The 14,893-nt window shown below is 62.7% G+C and carries 13 protein-coding genes and 2 pseudogenes; 6 read left to right on the top strand and 9 right to left on the bottom strand.

The annotated features are described in order from the left end of the window. The first annotated feature begins 46 nt into the window (after nucleotides 1-46). Both BJP05_RS10420 and BJP05_RS10415 read left to right on the top strand, forming a co-directional pair. Complete coding sequence (locus BJP05_RS10420; protein ID WP_083329414.1) at nucleotides 47-703, top strand: metalloregulator ArsR/SmtB family transcription factor; 657 nt, start codon at nucleotides 47-49, stop codon at nucleotides 701-703. Beyond that, on the top strand, nucleotides 685-1,398 hold the full coding sequence (locus BJP05_RS10415; RefSeq protein ID WP_145945281.1) for a metalloregulator ArsR/SmtB family transcription factor: 714 nt from the start codon (nucleotides 685-687) through the stop codon (nucleotides 1,396-1,398). The genes BJP05_RS10420 and BJP05_RS10415 overlap by 19 nt, the downstream gene beginning before the upstream one ends. On the opposite strand, the gene BJP05_RS10410 is transcribed toward BJP05_RS10415, so the two are convergent. From BJP05_RS10410 to BJP05_RS10395, 4 genes are all read right to left on the bottom strand, one after another. After that, complete coding sequence (locus tag BJP05_RS10410) at nucleotides 1,370-2,530, bottom strand: globin domain-containing protein (protein ID WP_070363334.1); 1,161 nt, start codon at nucleotides 2,528-2,530, stop codon at nucleotides 1,370-1,372. The genes BJP05_RS10415 and BJP05_RS10410 overlap by 29 nt on opposite strands. Before the next feature lie 23 nt (nucleotides 2,531-2,553). Beyond that, on the bottom strand, nucleotides 2,554-3,036 hold the full coding sequence (locus BJP05_RS10405) for a hypothetical protein (protein ID WP_070363333.1): 483 nt from the start codon (nucleotides 3,034-3,036) through the stop codon (nucleotides 2,554-2,556). A 4-nt stretch (nucleotides 3,037-3,040) separates the two neighbouring features. Then, nucleotides 3,041-3,253: a helix-turn-helix transcriptional regulator gene (locus tag BJP05_RS10400; protein WP_070363332.1), complete on the bottom strand. Its 213-nt coding sequence runs from the start codon at nucleotides 3,251-3,253 to the stop codon at nucleotides 3,041-3,043. Nucleotides 3,254-3,472: 219 nt separating this feature from the next. After that, a complete protein-coding gene (locus tag BJP05_RS10395; protein ID WP_070363630.1) occupies nucleotides 3,473-4,900 on the bottom strand; it encodes an ATP-binding protein in 1,428 nt (475 codons plus the stop codon). Nucleotides 4,901-4,975: 75 nt separating this feature from the next. Between BJP05_RS10395 and BJP05_RS10390 the strand changes: the two are divergent. From BJP05_RS10390 to BJP05_RS10380, 4 genes and pseudogenes are all read left to right on the top strand, one after another. Next, a pseudogene (locus BJP05_RS10390) lies at nucleotides 4,976-6,217 on the top strand (glutaminase); the annotation flags it as partial. Between the two features lie 36 nt (nucleotides 6,218-6,253). After that, nucleotides 6,254-6,631 (top strand): annotated as a pseudogene (locus BJP05_RS11500) (SRPBCC domain-containing protein); the annotation flags it as partial. Nucleotides 6,632-6,945: 314 nt separating this feature from the next. Continuing rightward, nucleotides 6,946-8,655, top strand: coding sequence for a bifunctional 3-(3-hydroxy-phenyl)propionate/3-hydroxycinnamic acid hydroxylase (locus BJP05_RS10385; RefSeq protein WP_070363331.1), 1,710 nt, complete (start codon nucleotides 6,946-6,948; stop codon nucleotides 8,653-8,655). An 88-nt stretch (nucleotides 8,656-8,743) separates the two neighbouring features. Next, nucleotides 8,744-9,394: a DUF6198 family protein gene (locus BJP05_RS10380; protein ID WP_071573679.1), complete on the top strand. Its 651-nt coding sequence runs from the start codon at nucleotides 8,744-8,746 to the stop codon at nucleotides 9,392-9,394. Between the two features lie 64 nt (nucleotides 9,395-9,458). Here BJP05_RS10380 and BJP05_RS10375 read toward each other — a convergent pair whose 3' ends face one another. Genes BJP05_RS10375 through BJP05_RS10355 form a run of 5 tightly spaced genes read right to left on the bottom strand, consistent with a single transcriptional unit; the run spans nucleotide 9,459 to nucleotide 14,657 of the window. Continuing rightward, nucleotides 9,459-10,856, bottom strand: a complete 1,398-nt coding sequence (locus tag BJP05_RS10375; RefSeq protein ID WP_070363329.1) for an MFS transporter — start codon at nucleotides 10,854-10,856, stop codon at nucleotides 9,459-9,461. A gap of 31 nt (nucleotides 10,857-10,887) precedes the next feature. Then, the gene (locus BJP05_RS10370; RefSeq protein WP_070363328.1) at nucleotides 10,888-11,589 is read right to left on the bottom strand and encodes a putative quinol monooxygenase; all 702 of its coding nucleotides are present in this window, start codon (nucleotides 11,587-11,589) and stop codon (nucleotides 10,888-10,890) included. Next, nucleotides 11,586-12,653 carry a VOC family protein gene (locus BJP05_RS10365; protein ID WP_070363327.1) on the bottom strand — a complete coding sequence of 356 codons (1,068 nt, stop codon included), beginning with the start codon at nucleotides 12,651-12,653 and terminating at the stop codon, nucleotides 11,586-11,588. Before BJP05_RS10365 ends, BJP05_RS10370 begins: the two co-directional genes overlap by 4 nt. Before the next feature lie 15 nt (nucleotides 12,654-12,668). Beyond that, entirely contained in the window at nucleotides 12,669-13,229 is a 561-nt protein-coding gene (locus tag BJP05_RS10360) for an aromatic-ring-hydroxylating dioxygenase subunit beta (RefSeq protein WP_070363326.1), read from the bottom strand. Nucleotides 13,230-13,265: 36 nt separating this feature from the next. Next, nucleotides 13,266-14,657, bottom strand: a complete 1,392-nt coding sequence (locus tag BJP05_RS10355; RefSeq protein ID WP_070363325.1) for an aromatic ring-hydroxylating dioxygenase subunit alpha — start codon at nucleotides 14,655-14,657, stop codon at nucleotides 13,266-13,268. Nucleotides 14,658-14,893: the final 236 nt, after the last annotated feature.

Genomic DNA, 14,893 nt, shown 5'->3' with positions numbered 1-14,893 from the left:
CGATTTCGGTTTAAGCTGGTAAAGAGCTCTGACCGAAGGAGGACACGTGAATTCGGCGACCCCGCCTCAACCGACGACGGACCTGATGGACCGCGCCGCCGAGTTGAGCGTGAAGCAGCGCGAGGTGCTTGATCGCCTAGCTTTGCACCCGCATGGGGCGCAGGTCGGCGACCTTGCCAAGGAGATGGGGATGCACCCCAACACGATCCGCGGGCATTTGGATGAGTTGTTGGCGCGGGATTTGGTGCAGGTCACCACGGCTCCGAGCGAGGGCCGCGGCCGCCCGAGCAACATTTTCCACACGCGCACCCCGCACCACTCGACCGTGACTCGCGAGTACATCGGCCTGGTCAGGACGATGGCGGAGTGCCTCACCGAGGGCGATACGGAGAAGGCGCGCGAGATCGGCCGTCAGTGGGCGCGCCAGACCCACAACGGCCGCGAGGTGCAGTCGGACGCCTCCGGGGCGTCCCAGCTCAGCGCCCTGATCGCGATTCTGCGGGACCTCGGCTTCGACCCCTCCTACCCAAACCAGTCCGGCAACATTGGCCTCAACGCTTGCCCGTTCACGACGGTGGGCGTCAGCGCGCCAAGTTCGGTCATCTGTGCCCTGCACGCCGGCTACCTGGATGAACTCAGCGGCGGCATCGTGCACAAGCTGCTGCCGTATAGTCGCCCGTCGCAGTGCGAGATCGAACTATGACTATCGACGACGCCGCCGCCCCCCTGCCCACCGCGGAGCTGATGCGCCGCGCGGCAGAGCTCAGCCCGAAGCAGCGTGAGGTCCTCGATGCGCTCGATTCTTTCCCGGAGGGTGCCTTGCTCAGCGAGCTGAGCAAGGAGCTTGGCATCCACGTCAATACTGTGCGCGGCCACGTCGATGAGCTGGCGGAGCGCGGTTTGGTGGGCTGGCGCGTGGCCAGCCGCACTACCCGCGGCCGCCCCTCGCACGTGTACCACGTGCGCACCCCACAGCATCACGCTGTGATGCACGAGTACGTCGCGCTCGTCGAGTCGCTGATTGAGTCGCTCGCCGGCTTCGATCTGGACGCTGCCCGCGACTTCGGGCGCGCGTGGGCGCGGCGCAACGCGGACCGCTTCGGCGAGCCGCCAAAGGACTTCGAGGAGCTCGCCGCCGCGGTGCTGCGCTCCCTGCGCGAGATGGGCTTCGACCCGCTCGTCCGCGAGGCTGACGGCGACGCCTCGGTGGAAGTCGGCCTGCAGGCCTGCCCGTTCGTCGCCGCCGACGGCACCCCGCCCGCAGCCACGATTTGCGCACTACACCAGGGGTTTATCGACGCCACCATCGGCCCCCACCACCTCGACTTCATGCCGTTCGACGCGTCGGGGCAGTGCGGGGCCCGGCTGGTTAACCGATCAGCCAGTCGTTCGGACTAAACAGCTCGAAGTACACGTTCGCCGGGTCGAGCTGTGCCAGGTCGTCGCGGATGGACTGCAGGAAGCCCTCGCCGCCGCACAGATACACGTCTGCGCCGGAAACGTCCAGGTCAGCGACGTTGAGGCGCTGGCCTTCGGCACGGAAGTAGGGGTGCAGGGAGGCGTCGTCAAGCTTCTCGACGAGCATCCGCATCTCATCCGCCTGCGCCCACGACTGCTGCGATTCGTCGACGTGCGCGACGGTGACCTTGCGCGGCGAGCCCTCCGCTGCGAGATGCCCGAGAATGCCAGTCATCGGCGTGGACCCGATACCGGAGGAGATGAGCACCACCGGGTTTGTGCCGGGCTGCAGCACCAAGTCGCCGGCGGCGAGTGTGGCGTCGACAGTGTCGCCGACGTTGACGTGGTCGCGCAGGAACGTGGACACCTCGCCCTCGGTTTCCACGGCGATGCGGTAGTGGGAGGCGTCGCCTTCGATGATGGAGTACTGGCGCAGCTGGCGCGCGCCGTCCGGCAGCTTCACGCCGACCGACGTGTACTGGCCCGGGCGCGGCGCGGTGAAGTCACCCTCCAGGGTGTAGGCGTAGACGGTGTCGCTGAGCTGGGTTTTCTCCGTGACGGTGGCGGTGCGGAACACGTCGCCCGCCTCCACGCCGTCCGATTCGTAGAGCTTGCCTTCGTGCTTGATCAGGACGTCGGCCATCAGCCAGTACACCTTGTCCCAAGCCTCGGCGACTTCTGGGGTGACGGCGTCACCAAGCACCTCGACGATGGCGGCCATCAGGTTGTCGTGCACGATCTGGTACTGGTCCGCCGTGATGCCCAGCGAGACGTGCTTGTGCGCGATGCGATCCAGCATCATCACTGGGTCTGGAGCGTCTGGGTCCACCAGCTGCGTGGCGAACGTCGCCACCGACGCCGCTAGCGCCTTCTGCTGCGCGCCCTGCTTCTGGTTGCCGCGGTTGAACGTGTCGGCGATGAGCTCGGGGTGGGCGGTGAACATCTTGTTGTAGAAGGTCTTCGTGATCGTCTGGATATTCGCGCCTACCGGCGGGAGCGTCGCCTTGATGATCTCGGCGTGCTCGTCGCTCAGGTATGCCTGTTTCGGGTTTGGTTTCTCGTCAATGAACATAAACACGAATATACCCGTGTTTATTAATCTTCGAGATTTTGGTCCAGTCGCTCTTCGTCGCTGCGGCGCCGCGAGCGCTGCCAGCGCGGGGCGAAGATTGCGGCTGCGGCACCGCCGACGATCACGCCGATGACCATGCCGATACTGCCGCTCGGGTCACTGTCGAAGTCGTTAAAAGCGATTCCGGCTAAGGCGATCGCGAGGAAGATCCAGATGGGCAGGGTGGACAGCGTGAAAATCTTGGGCGGGCGGGGCCGCGGGGCGTAGTTCTGCATCCACAGCGCGCCGGCGGTTTGTGCGAGCGTGCCGGGCAACAGCGCGAGCAGTGAGTAGATGGCCACACCACTTGGCAGGACCCAGGCGAGGATCGCCATGATGAACGTGGTGGTGTACATCAGCGTCTCCGAGGTCACGGTGCTGGACTGGTGGAGGATCTGCTGCTGGTATTCGTCGTCGGTGCCCTGGTTTGCCAGGGCGATCTTCTTGTCGCCGTACTGCTTCAACATGGGGTTATCCTTCCTGTTCGTCGCCGAAGAGGGCTTCAACGGTCTTGCCGAGGGTGTGTGCGATGTCGAGTGCGAGGTGGACGGAGGGGGAGTAGTTGCCTTTTTCGATGTTGGCGATGGTCTGGCGGGACACTCCCACCTGTGCGGCGAGCTCGGCCTGGGAGAGTTCCTGCCACCGTCGCCACTTGCGGACCATGTTTTCGTGTGTGTCTGGCATCAGCGCTCCTTTCTGCTTTGTAAGCACCTACGACAAACAATAAACTAAACACCCCACTATGTAAAGGAAAGTGGACAAAAAGGTAAGAGTAGGCGTCGATAGGCGCAAAGCTCTGGACTGTCGTGCATGCCTACGCCAGTGCCTGCGTACCTCGATAAGATCCTTGACCTCGTCCGCCATACCACCCAACATCCCACATGTGGGATGTTATGTGGGATGTTATGTTGCGCGGTAGCGCTGGCGGGGGCTCTTATGCGGCTCTGTTCGCTCCGCCTCTCCGGCGTCTACCAGGCGATTGAGTGCGTTTTGGACCGCTGTTCGGCTCAGCTGCGTCTCCGTTACGAGCTCGGTCGTGGACCAGGACTCCTTCGTGGCAAGGAGATCTTTCACTTGGTCGATGGCCGTCCCGTGCCGCTCTGCTGCGATGATTCTGCGTTTGTGAAAGGTGATCGTGAAGTGCGTGAGCGAGTTTGCATACGTCGGTGGGGGCATGAGCGCTTTGGCAAGCGCTTGTTCGATCACGGCGATTCCAGAGCCACGGTTTTCCGCGACGGGCCCGCCGTCGTCGAAGCGCAGTTCCTCCAGGAACGTAGAAAGCCGCTGGTTGCGTGAGTTGCTGACCCCGGCGTCGCCAAGGTTTTCCGTGGTGACTCCGCCGTAGAGGCCCCCAGGATTCGTGATCTCCAGACGGTCGGCAAACATCATGATTTGTACCTGGCCCCCACGCGCGGCAGGGGAGTAATCGCGGTGCATGACGGCATTGACCAGCGCCTCGCGTACTGCCTCCACCGGGTAGTCCGGCATGTCTTTCCTGTACACATCGCCGATGACGCTCGCGGTGCGCATGTTCTTCTTCACAAGTTCGACGCCCGCTTCGACCATTTCGGGAATCGTGCCGGTGAGCGTCGCGTTGTCCAGGAACCGAATTCCTTCCGCGACCTCCCCGATCTCAGTGCCTGGCAAGAGAGTAAACGTAATGGTCAGACGCGGGAAGAACTGCTGCGGGTACTCACCCATAGTGAGAAGTGCAGCGAGTGTGGGGTGTTCGCCATCGAGGATGCGTAGGCGCTGCATTGCTGTTACATCACCCTGCTTGAAGGTGCGCGGCCGCAGTGATTTCTGATGGGAGAGGTAGGGGGTGAGCAGGTCGGTATCCAGGTCGTCCGGGGAGGCGTCTGTCACTGGCTCCTCATCCCACGTGGGTTGGGTGCGTTCCTCGAGCAGGCGGTCAATTTCGTAGGGCTCGAGGCGCCGCTCGCCTTCCCCGGTACGAGTAAAGCTGCCCTTGTACATCCCTCGTTCCTTGACGTAGCAGGGCTGCTCGCGCGGGGGAAGGGCGGGCACCTCGACGACTACAATCACGGACCCTTCGAACGGAACTGGCGTCACAAGCGGACGAAGTACTGGTGAGAGCTGGTCACAGCGTGACGCGACCGCATCCTGGGCGCGCTGCGCATCGAACCTATCGAGCGGGGCGAAGGATGCGTCCTCGCTCAATCCAATGAGAATCACCCCACCTCGCGTATTCGCAAACGCCGAGAGCGTCTCCAGAATGCTCTTCCCGACGTTCGATTTCACCTCAACTCGCGGGGTTTCACCGACTAACCGAAGATCTGCGATGATCTTCGATACTTCTTCTACCTGCATAGACTCAACATACCACTCAACATCCCACATGTGGGATGTTATGTGGGATGTTATGTGGGAAGTAAGCTGGTCGGCATGCCAACCCCAGTGCCTGCGTACCTCGATAAGATCCTCGACCTCGTCCGCGACGACGACGCCGGCGAGCCCGCCAACTACATCGAGTCGCTGCGCACCGCCGACCCAAACAAGCTCGGCCTCGCCGTGTGCACCACGTCCGGCCACCTCTACTCCGTCGGCGACGACAGCTACGAGTTCTCCATCCAGTCGATCTCGAAGCCGTTCGTGTACGCCCTCGCACTCGAGGAACTCGGCGCGCAGGAGGTGCACAAGGTCGTGGGGGTTGAGCCCTCGGGGGAGGCCTTCAACGCCATCTCACTTGACGACGCCACCAACCGGCCCTCAAACCCCATGATCAATGCGGGCGCCATCGCCGTGAACCAGCTCATCAACGGGGCGGATTCGAGTGTCGAAGACCGCGTCGAGAAGATTCGGTCGTTCTTTTCCCGCCTTGCGGGCCGCGAGCTGCGCATCGACCAACATATCCTCGAGGACGAGCTCGCTACCGCACACCGCAACCTATCCATCGCGCACCTCCTTCGGGAGTTCGGCATGGTCCAAGACCAAGCCCACGACGCCGTGAACTCGTATACGCAGCAGTGCTCCATCCTGGTCACCGTCCGCGACCTCGCCGTGATGGCCGCCACCTTGGCCAACGGCGGCGTCCAGCCGATCACCGGCGAGCGCATCATGTCCGCTGCGGCTAGCCGGGTGACACAGGCCGTGATGACGTCCGCCGGCATGTACGACGGCTCCGGCCGCTGGATGGTCAACGTGGGCATCCCCGCCAAGTCGGGCGTGGCCGGTGGGCTGATCGGCACGATGCCGGGGCAGCTCGGCATCGCGTCACTCAGCCCGCGCCTGGACAAGCAGGGCAACTCGGTCCGCGGCGTGAAGATCTTCCGCGAGCTTTCCGAATCCCTCGGCCTCAACCTGATGAGCGCCGACTACTACGCGGCGCCGGGGATCCGGACGGTGGATCGTCGAGAAGCGAAGACCGTCGTGCAACTCCAGGGCATGATCAACTTCACCGCTGCCGAGAAAATCCTCCACGACCTCGGCGAATACCGCCTCGCCGGCAACCGCCTGGTGCTCGACGTCTCCCACGTGACCTCCTTCAACAAGGCCGGGCGCCTGCTGATTAAAGAAGGCATCAAGCAGATCCGCGACCAAGGTTTCGACGTCTCCATCTACGACCCCGACGGCGCCATGCCCGACTACGAGTTCTCCGACGGCACCAAATTCCGCGCCGTCAAAGACTTCTCCACCTCCTTCGAGGTCCCGGCGAGCCGCACCGAAGTCTTCCGCGCCATCACCAGGCCACAGGAGTGGTGGGACGAAACCATCGAGGGCTCCGCCGACACCGCCGGCGGCGAGTTCCACTTCCAAAACGACGACCAATTCGCCGAGCTCTACGTCTCCGAAGCCGAGCAGGGCGACCGCCTCGTCTGGCGCGTCGAGCCCACCGGCAACCTGCTCGAGGACCCCGAGTGGGACGACACCGACATCATCTTCGAACTTGAAGACGCCCCCGACGGCGACACCCGCGTCAAATTCACCCACCGCGGCATGCACTCGCACGAGGAAGGCTACGAGGAGGCCGCCGCCGACTGGAAGGCGCGTCTCCGCGACAAGTTGGAGCCGCTGATCAAGCGCGAGAGCAAGTCTGAGTAGACTGCGCACCAAATTCCCTCACGTACCCTAGGTGGCCTGGGCTTTTGCAAACCCGACTCCCCAAAATTCCGGAATTTGGTGCAAAGCCGGGGCGCTATGACACCAAATTCCCTCGCGCGCTTCCCGCGACCTGCTAAAACGTCGAGCGCCCCGAGAAAGTCAAGGAATCTGGTGCGCGCACCCACTCTCACATGTTCCGAAAGACGGAATTGGAGATGCGTCAACTTACTCCTGTGATTAGAACTAGAAACACCTGCGAAAGTGAGGTGACTCACTGCGCTGGATCTATTGTCGAAAGTCAAGGAGCGAACACCATGGGAGAGTCGAATGCAGACGTTGATGTGCTGGTCATCGGTACGGGACCGGTTGGCCTAGCGCTGGCGAACCTGCTTGGCATCCGTGGTGTTTCGGTCGCGGTCATGGAGAAGCGTGACCAGCTGATTGACTACCCGCGCGGGGTGGGTCTCGACGACGAGTCCATGCGCACCATCCAGGCGATGGGCCTGGCGGAGGAGTTCGAGCCGTACACGATTCTGCACCACATCATGCGCTTGGTCGATGGTGCCGGCAACGTCATCCTGACGAACAACCCGCAGGGTGAGCCGTATGGTTGGCCTCGTAAGTTTGGGTTCCTGCAGCCGCTGGCGGATAAGGCTTCCTTCGATGGGTTGGCGAGGTTCCCGCACGTCACCACCACGTTTGGCCGTGAGCTGGTGAAGATCGAGGAGGTCGAGGGTGGCGTCCGCGCGACCTTTGAGGTCGTGCGTGGTGAAGAGGGGGAGGAGCGCACGGGCGAGCAGGAGCAGATCACCGCGAGGTACCTCGTTGGTTGTGAAGGCGGCCGTTCGTTTACGCGGAAGTGGATGGGGACTGAGTTTGAGGGGAAGTCGCCGTCGACAAGGTGGGTTGTTGTTGACGTCAACAACGATCCGCTGGGCGCCCCGAATGTGTACTTGGGCGCGGACCCGAACCGCCCGTACGTGTCCATTGGTCTGCCGCGCGGGGTGCGTCGTTGGGAGTTCATGCTGTTCGACGACGAGCCGACCGAGAAGGTCGAGGAGGACGCCTTCATCGAGGAGCTGCTGTCGGAGCACATCCCGGAGGGCACGAAGCTGGACGTGATCCGCCGCCGCGTGTTCACGCACCATGGCCGTATGGCGCGGACGTTCCGGAAGGGCAATGTGCTCATTGCCGGTGACGCGGCGCACTTGATGCCGGTGTGGATGGGCCAGGGGTACAACTCGGGTATCCGCGACGTGACGAACCTGTCGTGGAAGCTCGCCGGCGTGCTGCAGGGCAACTTCAGCCCGGAGCTGCTGGATACCTATGATGTCGAGCGCCGCGACCACGCCAAGGCCATGATCGATTTGTCGATGACGTTCGGCACGGTGATTAAGCCGACGGATAAGAAGGTGGCGTTCGTGCGCGACACGGCGGCGAAGCTGATGAACCTTTCGCCGCGTGTCAAGGAGTACTTCGCGGACATGAAGTTCAAGCCGGTGCCGCGCTACGGCCGTGGCGCGGTGGTGGATCAGGCGACGCTGCAGCCTGGTGTTGCGGATCGCTCGAATGATCCGTCGCATCGCCCGCGCATCGTCACGTCGCGCGTTGCGGTGAACAAGTTGTCGCCGGTGGGCTTGCAGATCATCCAGCCGAAGGTCGAGTACAACGGCGCTGAGGTGCTTCTCGACGACGCCCTGGGCCTCAACCACGCCGTGGTGACCTGGGGCGTGGACCCGGCCCGCCTGTTCACGCCGGAGCAGCTCGCTGAGATGGCAAAGGCGAACGTCAAACTGGTGTGTGCGGTCAGCCCGACGCAGGTCGAGTGGGCGAAGGAGTACGTGTCGGCGGACACCGAGGTTGTCTCGGATATCACGGGTGCGCTGAAGGGCTTCTTTGATACCCGCGCGGTTGGTACGGTGCTTGTCCGCCCGGACAGGTTCGTTGCGGTGGCAACGCTCAACGCCCAGGCAGGCCAGGCGTGGGAGGCGTACAAGCAGGCTGCAAGCATGCGCGTGCAGTAATTACATACTGACTACTTCAGGGGCACTCAGACAGGAATGTTTGGGTGTCCCTGGTGTTTAACAAGTCTTTATCAAGGAGGTATCGCAAGTGAGCGACTCGAAACACTCGGCGCGGCCGAGAGACTACGCATATTCAGTGTTCGCCATTGTGGTGATGATGGCCGGTACCGCCCTTGTGACGACGAGCCAGCTCGGCACGCCGCCGGTCTCGTCGCCGGTGTATGCGATGACGCTGATCGGCGGGTTGAGCTTTGGCGGGTGGACGTTTGCGCTGAACCTGTTCCTCATTGCGGCGCAGTGGGTGATGCTGCGCCAGGACTTCCCGGGCCGGTACTGGCTGCAGCTGCCCGCGCTGCTTGTCGGCAGCGTGAGTTTGGACGGGTGGATGTATGTGTGCCGCCCTTTGGCGTCGACGAATTACGCGGCGCAGGTTGCACTCGTCGCGGTCGGGTTGGTGGTGCTCGGCTTTGGCGTGGCGATTCTGGCTACTGCCAACGCCGTCTTCCTGCCGGGCGAGGGCTTCGTCGCTACCGTTGCGACGCTGCGTCGAAAACCGTTCTACAAGGTCAAGCTAGTCTTCGACATCGTGTGTGTGTTGCTGGCGTTGGTGCTTTCCGTCGTGTGGGTCGGCCATTTTGAAGCTGCCCGTGAGGCGACGATCGTCTCGGCGCTGACTCTCGGGTTTATCGTGGGGGCGTTCACCCCGGTTGCCCGGCGGCTGGTGAAGCCGGTCGACTAAGGCAATAAGAAAATACCCCAGAGTAGCTCCGGGGTATTTTTTTCGTGCTGTGTGAGCCCTTGACCTAGCCCTTGAACATATTCGTCTTGGTGAAGCGCTCCGCGTGGCCCATGCTCTGAGCGGTTTCCTTGGAGAAGTAAATCGCCAGCGAGGAAATCACGAAGAGGACCGAGATGATGATGGCCAGCGGGGTCAGGCCGGTCTCCGGGGAGACGAAGCGGGTCGCGACCAGCGGTGCGGTACCAGCGCCGAGGATGGACGCCGCCTGGTAGGTGATACCGGAGCCGGTGTAGCGCAGCTCGGGGACGAACTTCTCGGAGATGAATGCGCCGATCGGGCCGTACTGTGCGGGCTGGACCACGCATACGAGCAGGACCATGCCGATCCAGATCTTGGTTGGGTCACCGGAGTCGATCATGTTGAAAACGATCCAGATGCCGATGATGGAGACCAAACCACCGGCCAGCATGACGCGGCGTCGTCCGAGGCGGTCAGACAGGGCGGCGAGGCCCGGCATGACGAAGATCGCGATGGCGGAACCAACGGTAACCATCATCAGCGCAGTCGAGCGGCCGACTGGCGTTTCAGTTTCAGCGGTCGCGTTCACGATGTACGGCACCATAAACGAGCCCTGCAGACCTTGCACGAACAGTGCGGCGGTGCCGGCGAGCGCACCGAGGACCAGCTCGCGCGGAGCCTCCTTCAGCATGCGGACCAGCGGCACACCGGTATGCACCTTGCCGGCGCGCCGGGCGGCTTCGAACTCTGGGGACTCTTTCACGTTGGCGCGCATGAACAGGCCGACGATGACGATGGCTGCGGAGAACAGGAACGGAACGCGCCAGCCCCAGTCGGTGATGAAGTACTGCTCGGGGTTGGCGAAGTTGTCGCCGGAAGCCTTCGCGAAGATCGCGAGGACCAGCGTCGACAAGATGGCGCCTGCTGGGCCGCCAGCGATAGCGACGGAGGCGCCGAAGCCCTTGTTCTTGGCGGTGGAGTTCTCCATGGCCATCAGGGTGGCGCCGGCCCATTCGCCGCCGATCGCCATGCCCTGGATGATGCGCAGGATGACCAGCAGAATCGGAGCGGCCGGCCCAATCATCTGCGAGGACGGCATCAAACCGATCGAAATGGACACCAGACCCATCGTCATGAGCGTGATGACCAGCACGTTTTTACGGCCGTACTTGTCGCCGAAGTGGCCGAACGCCATCGAACCAATCGGGCGGGAGAGGTAGCCGGTGAGCAAGATGACGAAGGAGAGCATCGTGCCCAGCTTCGGGTCGATGTTCGCGAAGAAGAGCTGCGGGAACACCAGGCCAGCTGCGGCTGCGTAGAGCAGGAAGTCGTAGTACTCCACGGTGGAGCCGAGGAAGGACGAACCAAGGGCGAGGCGCCGCTCTTTCGGCGTGCGCTCATGCTTCGCGAGGTCTACCGGCGGGGCATGGGTGATGTTAGTCATGTGGGTCTCCTGAAAGGGATGGGGTGGTCAGCTAGCGCGCGGACCACGCAACGGAGTGGGAATAGTTTTCGGTTGCCTCAGGGAGGAGGCGTCCGTAGTGGTACTCGAAGGGCTGCTGGCGGTAGAACTCGCGGGTAAGTTCTCCGCGCTGCGGCGTGGCGGCCTCGCGTCCGGAGTTGCCGCGGTACTCGCCCGTGGCCATGCGCCCGAACCAGTGATGGTCGTAGATTGTCTGGTCCGCCCACACCTCAAGCAGCATGAGGTGATTGGGCAGTTCCAGGTTCTCCATCCACGCGTAGTAGAGGCAGCCCGGCTCACGGCGGGTCTCGGTGATTTCCTGGGCGGTCAGCGCGCGCATCTCAGGGTTTTCGACGAAAGCGTTCTGGATGACAATGCTGACTGGCCCGCGCGCCGGCCACATGATGCGGGCGTCGTAGCCCGCTTCTGGGGCCCACACGCCGTCGGCGAGGACGTACTTGGACTGCTCGTAGATCTCCGTCGTGCCGTCCTGCACGAATGTGTGCAGGTTCGGGAGTTCCGGCAGCTTCTCGACGATCTCTGCGTAGTCGGACACGTTCGCCGCGAGAATCGCGACGGCGTAGTCCTCGTCCTCGACCGCCAGGGTTTGATAGGCCTCGGCTTCCTTGATTCCGTCGCGCTGGCGGAGGGATGCGACGTCGTGAAGAAGCTTTTCTGGAGCGTCGGTGGCTCCGCGATGAACGATGCGGATCATACGAGCTCCTCGAAGTCGACGATCCAGTCGGGTGCGGCGAACTCCGGCTTCGGTGGCTCGCGGCGCGCGACGATCTCGATGAGGTAGCCGCCGAGCGCGTCGAAGGTGTCGAAGTAGCCGAACTCGGCGGCGCCGCCGCGCAGGTTAGAGCCCATGCACAGTGGGTGGCCAGCCTCGGTCATGGAGGCGACGACCTCGTCCCACTCGGAGTCCTCCGTGGTCATCCACGCGAAGTAGTGGTGGATGCCCGGGCCGCGCTCATCGAAGAATTCGCGGTTGTAGTGGCAGTCGCCGTGGTTGACGGAGATGATCTCGAAGCCGAAGTCACCGGCGGTGCCCTGGGCGGTGAAGTAGCCGGTGTCGCCGTCCTTGCCACGGTAGTACGGCTTGTCCAGGCGGCCGAAGCCGGTCTCCCACGTCTTCATCTCGTAGCGCTGGATGCCGAAGACGTCGCGGTAGTGCGGCAGCGCCGCCATGACGTCGTGCACGAGGACACCGAAGTGGTACATGCCCTGCACCGGCTGGAGCGGGCGGGTGTCGGTGCTCACCTGGGCTGGGTCGGCAGCAGTTGCCGGAAGCATCTCGACGAGGAAGCCGCCCAGGTTCTCACGCGTGTCGTAGAAGGTGCGCGTGGCGCCGTCGACAGTTGCCGTGTAGGCGACGTCGTAGCCGAGCGCCTTGAAGTGCTCAGCGACCGCCTCGTCGTTGGCCGCGGTGGAGCAGACCTGCAGGAACGCGATGCCTTCGCGCTTCGTGCGTAGGAACTCGTTGAAGGGGCTCTCGCCGCCGGTTGGTTCGATGAGCTCGAAAGTAAGGCTCGACGCCGGGCGCCCGCCTGGGCCCTTCTCGCCGTTCACGGCCGGGGTGGTGCCGACGGCGCTCCGCCAGGTTCCTGGGGTCGTCGCCAAGCGTCGGCCGTGCGCGACCGCGTCGGTCGGTGCGTGCTCGGCGGTGTCCCAGTCGGTGATGCCGTAGATGCGGGAGTACTCCTTGATCTTGGCGTCGAGATCATAGACAACGACGCCGATGCGCAGGAGGTTCGTGGTTTCAATCTGTGTACTCAAGAGCGTTTCCTTTCTTTAGTAGAACAGAGACAAGTTCTTGACGAGGATGGTTGCCATATCGAAGCGGATCTCGCGCTCCAGCACCAGGAAGCCGTAGCGCGACTCCGGTGCCCGTACGATGACGTCGCGACGCTCACCTGCGATGGTGTCCTCGTAGCGCTCCCCGCGGGAACGGTAGATGAGGAAGTTCGAGCGGACGGCGAAGGCGCCGTCGTTACGCTCGTCAATGCGCAGGTTGGTGAGCATGTGGCGCGAACGTGACGGCGGTTCCTCGGCCCACGCCATGTTCGTTTGAAGACGGACGACGCGCTGGCGCAGAAACGCCTTGGATTCCTCGAAGTAGACCGACGTCCCTTTCGGGTAGAACTCTTCCTTACGCTCACGGGCCACACGGTTTTCGCGGACCGGCGCCCAGTAGTCGACGTCGTCGTGCATGCAGTCGAGCCAGTCTTCCCACTGCATGTTGTCCATCATTTCAGCTTCGTCGTACAGGAAGCGCGCGATGAGGCGCTCATCTTCCGCACCCGCAGGGGCCTGGGTCACTGCCTCTGACGCTTGCGTGTTGTTGCTCGCCATGGGTTTCTCCTTCAAAGGTCGTGTAAAAGCTAGGGACTAATCGACGTTGCCTTCGTAAGCACCGTCAGAGGCTGCAGCTGCCGCTGCTGCTTCCGGATCCATCACCTTGGTGAAGTCTCGCTGGTCAACCTCCGGAACGCCCCCTCGTTCGGCCTTGAGCTGTTCCCAAGACTTGTCTTCCATCAGGTCGCGGTAGAAGCCGTACATGTTCAGCGCGGCGTTGTCCGAGTAGACATGTGCCGTGGATGCGCCTGGGTAGCCGTCATCGTCGTAGCTGACGGGGACGCGGCGCATGTTGTAGGTAAAGCCGGTCTCGCGGGACTTCGCGCCGCGGAGGATGTGCTGCATCTCCTCCCAGTTCTCGGCGTCGTCCTGCTCGAACATGCCGCCAGGGGAGAAGGTGCGCATGACGTCGACACGGATGGCTTCCTTGACCTCTTCCGGCGCGTCCTTTGGCACGAACGCCCAGGACCAGATCTCCATCTCGTTCGGGCCACGCGGGTGGGTGACGCGGAAGGTGTAGTTGCCCAGCAGCATGAAGTTGGGGAAGACGTTCATGTGGCCGCGGACCTCGCGGAACTCACCGAGGCGCTCCACGATGGAGTCACGGATGGTGTTCTCCCACTCGATCAGCGCAGGGCCAGTGTTGGGGATCTCCGCGTCACGCTTGCCGAAGAACGCACCGCCGTGACCGTACGGGCTGAGGAACTGGCGGCCCTCCGGGACCTTCTTGCGGCCGGTCTTGCGGTCGAAGGTGTCCGAACCGGAGCTGAGCGCCTCCACCGCGGAGACGTGGGAGATCTCCGAGTGCTGCATGTCGGACGTCGGCTGCTCAACGTTGAACTTCCAGTTCGCTGGCAGGACCCACTTGTGTACAGCGATGGCTTCCATGCCGCCCTCGTAGCGGTCCATGTAGCCATCCAGGTAGTACTTCGCGTTGCCCAGGTACTCCTCCAGCGGCGGGATCGTCTCATCCCAGGAGCCGAAGATGAAGCCCTTGTAGTTCTCGATGCGCGGCACCTTGATCGCCGACAACTTCGACTTATCGATGCCCTCCGGGTACGCATTGTTCTCATGCGGGATGTTGGTCAAGTTGCCCTCAAGGTCGTAAGACCAGCCGTGGAAGGAACACATGAAGGACTTCGCCTGACCGCGGTCAGCGCGGCAGATACGCATACCGCGGTGGCGACACTGGTTCAGGAACGCCTTGACCTCGCCGGACTTCTGGCGCACAACAATGACCGGGTCCTCACCAATGTAGGTCTGGATGTAGGACCCGCGCTTCGGCAGCATCGACTCGTGCGCAAGGAACACCCAAGTGCGCTGCCAGACGGTCTCCAACTCCTGGCGGTAGATGTCCTCGTCGGCGAAAATCTTGCCGGAAACGTATCCTCCGACCGGATCAATGAGTTCTGCGATCTTACTCATAGCCACTTCCCCTCTGTGATCTGTGTCATCTGTGGGAGTGACTTTAAACGGAAGAATAATTGGCTAAAACCCACGTTCCAGTCAATGGAACAGCCCCGGCGGGCATAAAAGGAGGGGCCTCGGGGCTCAAAGTTCAGCCTAGGATAGTCTTCCCGACTCTTCCCGGGGGCCAGTGCCAAAAGACGCAAGCCTAAACATCCAGCACTTTTATTACCAGCTAGTATGAATAGCTAGCC

Source organism: Corynebacterium sp. NML98-0116, assembly GCF_001767255.1.
Taxonomy (GTDB): domain Bacteria; phylum Actinomycetota; class Actinomycetes; order Mycobacteriales; family Mycobacteriaceae; genus Corynebacterium; species Corynebacterium pseudogenitalium.
Note: the sequence above shows the minus strand (reverse complement) of the source record. Positions and strands in the feature narration are given on the sequence as shown.